Raw genomic sequence first — 3,967 nt, 5'->3', positions numbered from 1 at the left:
CATCGCGCAGGCGCTGGCCGCCGTGCGCGAGGGCCGCCGCGTCTCGCTGACACTGGGCGGCGAGCGCCTGGCCCGCACCTGGACGCGCAAGGACGCGGGCAGCTGGCAGCGGCTCAAGGAGCGCTTCGCCCCGCCCCGGCTCAGCGTCGCCACCGCGCTGGAGAACCTGTGAGCAGCCCCCGCCTCCTGATCCGCGACGTCCCGCCGGACTCCGCCCATGCGCTGCAGCAGGCCGGCTTCTCGCCGCTGCTGTCGCGACTCTTCGCCGCGCGCGGCGTGTTGTCGCACGACGAGCTCGACCCGGACCTGAAACACCTGCTGCCGCCCGAAGGCCCTCAGGGCCTGCTGGGCATCGACAAGGCCGCCACGCTGCTGGCCGACGCGATCACGGCGGGCGAGCGCGTGTGCATCGTGGCCGATTACGACTGCGACGGCGCCACGGCCTGCGCGGTGATGCTGCGCGGGCTGGCGCTGCTGGGCGCACGACCGGGCACCCTCGGCTACGTGGTGCCCGACCGCGCGGTCCACGGCTACGGCCTGACGCCGACCATCGTGGAGCTCGCGCTCAAGCAGGAACCCCAGCTGCTGGTGACCGTCGACAACGGCATCGCGAGCCACGCCGGCGTCGCCTTCGCGCGCGCGCTCGGCCTGAAGGTGCTGGTCACCGACCATCACCTGCCCGCGGTCGGCCCCGACGGCGCGCCCACCATCCCCGACGCCGACGCGCTCGTGAACCCCAACCAGCCGGGCTGCCCCTTCCCGAGCAAGAGCCTCGCGGGCGTGGGCGTCGCGTTCTACGTGCTGACCGTGCTGCGCGGCGAATTGCGCCGGCGCGGCGCCTTCGGCGACGGCCCGCCGCCGCGGCTGGACGGCCTGCTGGACCTCGTCGCGCTCGGGACCGTGGCCGACGTGGTGCGGCTCGACGCCAACAACCGGCGGCTGGTCGCGCAGGGCCTGCGCCGCATGCGCGCGGGCCGCATGCAACCCGGCGTGCAGGCGCTGTTCACCGCGGCCGGTCGAGACGCGACGCGGGCCAACAGCTTCGACCTGGGCTTCGCGCTCGGACCCCGCATCAATGCGGCGGGCCGGCTCGAGGACATGACGCTGGGCATCACCTGCCTGACGACCGACGACACCGGCCAGGCGCTGGAGCTCGGCCGCGAGCTGGACCGCATCAACCGCGAGCGCCGCGAGATCGAGGCCGGCATGCAGGAGCAGGCGCTCGCGCTGCTGGAACGGTTGATGACCGACCCGCGCCTGAACGGCGCGCCGCCGCCGGCGCTCGCGCTCTTCGACGCGGACTTCCATGAAGGCGTCGTCGGCATCGTCGCCTCGCGGATCAAGGACCGGCTGCACCGGCCGGTGTTCGTCTTCGCCGAGGGCGCCGACGGACAGCTCAAGGGCTCGGGACGATCGATCCCCGGCTTCCACCTGCGCGACGCGCTGGACCTGGTGTCCAAGCGCCATCCGGAGCTGCTGCGCAAGTTCGGCGGCCACGCGATGGCGGCCGGCTGCACGCTCGCGCCGGGCGGTGTCGAGGCTTTCGCCGCCGCCTTCGAGGCGGTCGCGCGCGAGTGGCTGGACGAGTCCGCATTGACCCGCACGCTGCGCACCGACGGCCCCTTGCCACCGGAGGCGTTCTGCGCCGAGACGGTGCAGGAGCTCGAGGCGCAGGTCTGGGGCCAAGCCTTCGAGGCACCGCTGTTCTGCGACCGCGTGCAGGTGGTGCACCAACGCCTGGTCGGCGAGCGCCACTTGAAGCTGCGGCTGCGCCAGGGCGCGATGCTGCGCGACGCGATCTGGTTCGGCCGGACCGAGCAGCTGCCCGAGCAGGTCACCCTCGCCTACCGGCTCAGCCTCGACGAATACCAGGGGCAGCAGCGCGTGCAGATGGTGGTGGAGGCGATGGCGGACTGAGCGGAGAAGGGCGACGGAGAAGGGCTAGGCCCCGAGCTCCCGCCGCACCCAGTCGACGATCGCCGCGGCCGGCATGGCGCCGGCCTGCCGCGCGATCTCCTGCCCATCGAGGAACAGCAGCAGCGTCGGAATGCTGCGGATGCCGTAGCGCGCGCTCTGCTGCGGCGCGGCCTCGGTGTCGAGCTTGACGAAGCGCAGCTCCGGCAGCATCGCCGCAGCCTGCTCGAACTGCGGCGCCATCATCTTGCAGGGCCCGCACCAGTCGGCCCAGCAGTCGACGACGACCGGCAACTCGGTGCCCGCGATGAACCGGTCGAAGACCTCCGGCGTGAGGTCCGCCGGCCTGGGCAGCATCAGCGGCGTGCCGCAGCGGCCGCAGTCGGGCGACTCGGCCAGCCGCTCGCGCGGCACGCGATTCTTCGCCGCGCACGACGGGCAGACGATGTGCAGGTGGGTCGCGGCGGCAGGCGTGTCGGTGTCCATGGCGGTCTCGGGTGAAGCGCCGGCGGGGCGCGGTAAGGCGGTGAAGAGGCCCCGGCGCCTCTTCCAGGGGGCAAATCATGTGCCCTCGCGCGCGGGCGCGCCTCCGCCGGACGGGGCGGTCCAAGGTACGGCGTTTGCCGCCTCCCGTTCAACGCGAACTCTGTTGAAGGAATCGAGATGCCTGCATACAAGGACGACGGCAAGCTGTGGGTGCTGGTGGCGGACGAGGGCGTGGCCCGCCTGCTCAAGCTGCCCGAGGAAGGCGGCGACCTCGAAGACGTCACCACGCTCACCGATGCCGCTGCGCACGCGGACAAGGCCGACCTGCGCCGCGACGCCGAGGGCCGGCGCGGCAACAACGTGACCTCCTCGGCCGGCGTGGACGAGCTGCACCAGGAAGCCATCGGCTTCGCCACCCGCGTGGCGCGGACGCTGGACGACGGCTTCAACAACGGCGAGGTGACGCAGCTGCGCATCGTCGCCGCACCGCGATTCCTCGGCCTGCTGCGCAAGGCGCTCAGCCCCCAGGTCGCCAAGCTGGTGATCGACGAGACCAACGTCGACGTCGTCCACGAGAGCCTGGGCGAGCTGACCACCCGGCTCTTCCCCGAGCGCGACTTCAGCAAGCAACGGCCTTGAGCGATCAGGAATCGGGTGCTGGACAGGCCGCGATCGCGGCGGATTTCACGCGCAGGTCATGCTGTAACTGTTTGTCAAAGCGATGACATAGAGGCCGCCCAGAATGGGGACACCGCGCGACGCCCCGCTCGCCGCGGTCCTCCCCATGCCCACCACCCACCTGCAGCCGCCCGACCCGTTGAGCATCGCCCTGTCCGCCGTGATCCGCGACGGCGCGCTGGACATCCATTTCCAACCGCTCGTCGAAGTGGAGCGGGCCCAGATCCTCGGCTACGAGGCCCTGACGCGCGGGCCGGCGGACACGCCGCTGCATTCGCCGCTGGTGCTGTTCGAGGCTGCCGCCCGGCTCGGCCGGCTGGTGGAGCTGGAACGGCTGGTGGTGCGCCGCGCGCTGCGCCGCTTCAAGGAACTCAAGCTGCCCGGCCAGCTCTTCCTCAACCTGACCGCCGACACGCTGCTGGCCACCAGCGACCGCGGCGCGCTGATCGCCCGCGAGTTCGCGCAGCTCGACCTGCCGGCGTCGCGCGTGGTCATCGAGCTGACCGAGACCCGCCCCATCCTCGAGCCCGAACGGCTGCAGGACAGCATGCGCAGCCTGCGCGAGCTGGGATTCGTCGTCGCACTGGACGACCTGGGCGAGGGCTTCGCCAGCCTGAAGCGCTGGATGGACATCCGTCCCGACTTCGTCAAGATCGACCGCCACTTCATCGACGGCATCGCGCAGGAGCCGCTCAAGCAGCAGTTCGTCCGCTCGATCCTGGAGATGGCGGCCAGCTCCGGCTGCACCGTCGTGGCCGAAGGCCTGGAGCAGCTCAGCGACCTGACCGTGCTGCGCCGCCTGGGCGTGCCGGTCTGCCAGGGCTACCTGCTCGCACGCCCGAGCGCCGCGTCACGGGCCGCGCTGCGGGCCGAGGTCGACGCGCTGGCC

General features: G+C 72.1%; 4 protein-coding genes. 3 read left to right on the top strand and 1 reads right to left on the bottom strand.

Going from position 1 to position 3,967, the window contains the following annotated elements; genetic code table 11:
- Window positions 1-168: 168 nt before the first annotated feature.
- On the top strand, window positions 169-1,917 hold the full coding sequence (gene recJ / locus FUT87_RS14615) for a single-stranded-DNA-specific exonuclease RecJ (RefSeq protein ID WP_091725471.1): 1,749 nt from the start codon (window positions 169-171) through the stop codon (window positions 1,915-1,917).
- Window positions 1,918-1,941: 24 nt separating this feature from the next.
- On the opposite strand, the gene trxC is transcribed toward recJ, so the two are convergent.
- Complete coding sequence (gene trxC, locus FUT87_RS14610) at window positions 1,942-2,400, bottom strand: thioredoxin TrxC (RefSeq protein WP_147241480.1); 459 nt, start codon at window positions 2,398-2,400, stop codon at window positions 1,942-1,944.
- Window positions 2,401-2,577: 177 nt separating this feature from the next.
- Between trxC and FUT87_RS14605 the strand changes: the two genes are divergently transcribed.
- Both FUT87_RS14605 and FUT87_RS14600 read left to right on the top strand, forming a co-directional pair.
- Window positions 2,578-3,039, top strand: coding sequence for a host attachment protein (locus FUT87_RS14605; protein WP_147241479.1), 462 nt, complete (start codon window positions 2,578-2,580; stop codon window positions 3,037-3,039).
- Between the two features lie 145 nt (window positions 3,040-3,184).
- Window positions 3,185-3,967, top strand: a 783-nt coding sequence (locus FUT87_RS14600) for an EAL domain-containing protein (protein ID WP_186830546.1), incomplete at its 3' end; no start/stop codon positions are given.

This window comes from Mitsuaria sp. TWR114 (assembly GCF_007997345.1).
This window is presented reverse-complemented; position numbering and strand designations above follow the sequence as displayed.